This window comes from Bradyrhizobium sp., from assembly GCF_052389815.1.
In the GTDB taxonomy this organism is placed as follows: domain Bacteria; phylum Pseudomonadota; class Alphaproteobacteria; order Rhizobiales; family Xanthobacteraceae; genus Bradyrhizobium.
In genome coordinates this window covers 1-3,049 of record NZ_JBQTHN010000111.1, presented here as the reverse complement: position 1 = coordinate 3,049, position 3,049 = coordinate 1, and the positions used below count along the sequence as shown (strand labels likewise).

Sequence of the window (3,049 nt, the reverse complement as noted above, 5' to 3'; positions counted from 1 at the left end):
GCCCGGGGTTTGCGCGAGTTGCGCCTGGTCGTGGCGGATCCCCGATCGCGCGCCGTCCGGCGCCGGGTTGCAAAGCAGGTCGCGGGCCTCGATCCGGGTCACGAACGCGACGCGCTTGGATGGATCGAATCGGTCGCCGAGTTTGGCGCCGATGCGACGCGGTGATCTGGTCACCGTCGCCGCGACCGGCGACTATGGCAAGCCTCGTCCGGCCGTCATTGTGCAAACCGACGCTTTTCCGGAAGCGAACGCGTCCGTGGTGGTCTGCCAGCTGACGTCCGAGTTGGCGGATGCTCCGGATTTTCGTGTAACCATCGATCCCGCCCCCGAGAATGGATTGCGGGTCGCATCGCAGGTGATGGCCGATAAGCCGGTCACTATCAGGCGCGAGCGGGTCGGACGGAAGATCGGACGCCTCGGTGATCGGGACATGGCACGGCTCGGTGCCGCGTTGGCGTTTGTCTTGGGGCTTGCCGACTAAATCAGCGGTGGCACCGCCGATAGGCGGGTCGTCTCCCTGGCGACAACTTCGCGTGACCCGCCCTGCAGGCGCAGCCGAGAGGAATGTATAATGCGGTTGGGCGCGGCATTGGCATAATGGTGGCATGCCAAGGCGTGCGGGGTGATCGGTCGGCGGCCCGGGCGGTCGCCCGTCCGTCGCACGCCGGTGCTAGGCTGCGCTCGCCGTTGCGGCGCGCCCCTGTACGGAGCCATTCATGGTCTATCGCAAGGCAATTGGCGCTACGTCCTACGTCTTCGCCGATCTGCGCGACCTGCTTGCCAAGGCAACCCCGCCGCGCTCCGGCGACCGGCTTGCCGGGATCGCGGCCGGCAGCGCCGAGGAGACGATCGCCGCGCGCATGGCGCTAGCGGACGTGCCGCTGCGGCAATTCCTCAACGAGGCGGTGATTCCCTACGAGGACGACGAGGTCACCCGCCTGATCGTCGATAGCCATGACGCGCGCGCGTTTGCGCCGGTCGCCTCGCTCACCGTCGGCGGCTTCCGCGACTGGCTGCTCTCGGATGCCGCCACGAGCGCAGTGCTGGCCGGTCTCGCGCGCGGCTTGACGCCGGAAATGGCGGCCGCGGTGTCGAAGCTGATGCGCAACCAGGACCTGATTCAGGTTGCGAAGAAATGCGAGGTAACCACCCGCTTTCGCAACACGATCGGTTTGAAGGGGAGGATGAGCACGCGCCTGCAGCCCAATCATCCCTTCGACGATGTGCGGGGCATCACGGCGTCCATCCTCGACGGCCTGCTGCTGGGATCGGGCGATGCCTGCATCGGCATCAACCCGGCGAGCGACGATCCCGCCGCGATCGGCCGGCTGCTGCGGCTGCTCGACGACATCATCGGCCGCTTCGACATTCCGACCCAGGGCTGCGTGCTGACGCACGTCACCACGACGATGGGCCTGATCGGGCAGGGGCTCCCGGTCGACCTCGTCTTCCAGTCGATCGCCGGCACGGAAGCCGCCAACCGCAGTTTTGGCGTCAACCTCGCGCTGCTGGCCGAAGCGCGCGAAGCGGGGCTGTCGCTGAAGCGGGGCACCGTGGGAAATAATGTAATGTACTTCGAGACCGGGCAGGGCTCGGCGCTGTCGGCCAATGCGCATCACGGCGTCGACCAGCAGACCTGCGAGGCGCGCGCCTATGCGGTGGCCCGCGCCTTCGATCCCTTGCTCGTCAACAGCGTCGTCGGCTTCATCGGTCCGGAATACCTCTATGACGGCAAGGAAATCATCCGCGCCGGCCTCGAGGATCATTTCTGCGGCAAGCTGCTGGGCGCCCCGCTCGGCGTCGACGTCTGCTACACCAACCATGCCGAGGCCGACCAGGACGACATGGACAATCTCTTGACGCTGCTGGCGGCGGCCGGCGTCACCTTCATCATGGGCGTGCCCGGCGCCGACGACGTCATGCTGAACTACCAATCGACCTCCTTCCACGACGCGCTCTATCTGCGCGACCTCTTCGGGCTGAAGCGCGCGCCGGAGTTCGACGACTGGCTGGTGCGGATTGGTCTTGCCGGCACCGATTGCCGTCTGGCCGGCAATGCCGCGCAGTTGCCCGATTTTGCCGCAAAGTTGATCGCTTGAGAGGCATTCAAAAGGGGGTCGCCAAGGGGCCTTGCAACCATAGCCCGGTCCGCGCGTTGTCGCTCACCCACAATCCTGAGAGGAATTTGTAGCCGAGCCTTCAAGCTCGTGATTAAATTCCGGAGCGGGGGACAAGTAACGAGAATGCTTGAGGAAGTTTGATGCGAGCAGACGGTTTTGAGACGGTACGGCGGATCCTCTGTGTCTTCCCCCGCTATACGTCGTCTTTCGGTACGTTCGAGCATGCCTACCCCCTGACCGACGGCGTCAAGGGCTTCATGCCGCCGCAGGGGCTACTCCTGATCGCCGCTTATCTGCCGGCCAGCTGGCCGGTGCGCTTCGTCGACGAAAACCTCCGTCCCGCCACCAGGGAGGACTTCGAATGGGCGGAGGCGGTGCTGGTCAGCGGCATGCATATCCAGCGCAACCAGATGAACGACATCTGCCGCCGCGCCCATGCCTACGACCTGCCGGTGGCGCTCGGCGGCCCATCGGTGAGCGCCTGCCCGGACTATTATCCGTCCTTCGACTATCTGCATGTCGGCGAGCTCGGCGACGCCACCAACGAGCTGTTCCGGCGCCTTGCGGAAGATTGCACGCGCCCGGAACGGCAGGTGGTGCTGTCCACCCGGGATCGTCTCGCCATGAGCGATTTTCCGATTCCCGCCTATGAGCTCGCCGAGACGCGGAGATACCTGCTCGGCAGCATCCAGTACTCCAGCGGCTGTCCGTATCAGTGCGAGTTCTGCGACATCCCCGGCCTCTACGGCCGCAACCCGCGCCTGAAGACGCCGCAGCAGATCGTCGCCGAGCTCGACCGCCTGCGCGAATGCGGCATGACCGACACCATCTATTTCGTCGACGACAATTTCATCGGCAACCGCAAGGCCACGTTGGACCTGCTGCCGCACCTGATCGAGTGGCAGAAGCGCACCGGCTACATCACGCGC

General features: G+C 65.5%; 3 protein-coding genes. All 3 read left to right on the top strand.

All coding sequences use genetic code 11. The features are described from left to right. A partial coding sequence (locus ACT4OC_RS19705) for a type II toxin-antitoxin system PemK/MazF family toxin (protein ID WP_444840709.1) occupies nt 1-481 on the top strand: 481 nt, incomplete at its 5' end. A 235-nt stretch (nt 482-716) separates the two neighbouring features. Beyond that, nucleotides 717-2,099 (top strand): ethanolamine ammonia-lyase subunit EutB, encoded by a 1,383-nt coding sequence (locus ACT4OC_RS19700; RefSeq protein ID WP_444840708.1) that lies wholly within the window; start codon nt 717-719, stop codon nt 2,097-2,099. A 161-nt stretch (nt 2,100-2,260) separates the two neighbouring features. Continuing rightward, the coding region (locus ACT4OC_RS19695) for a B12-binding domain-containing radical SAM protein (protein WP_444840707.1) at nt 2,261-3,049 on the top strand (789 nt) is incomplete at its 3' end.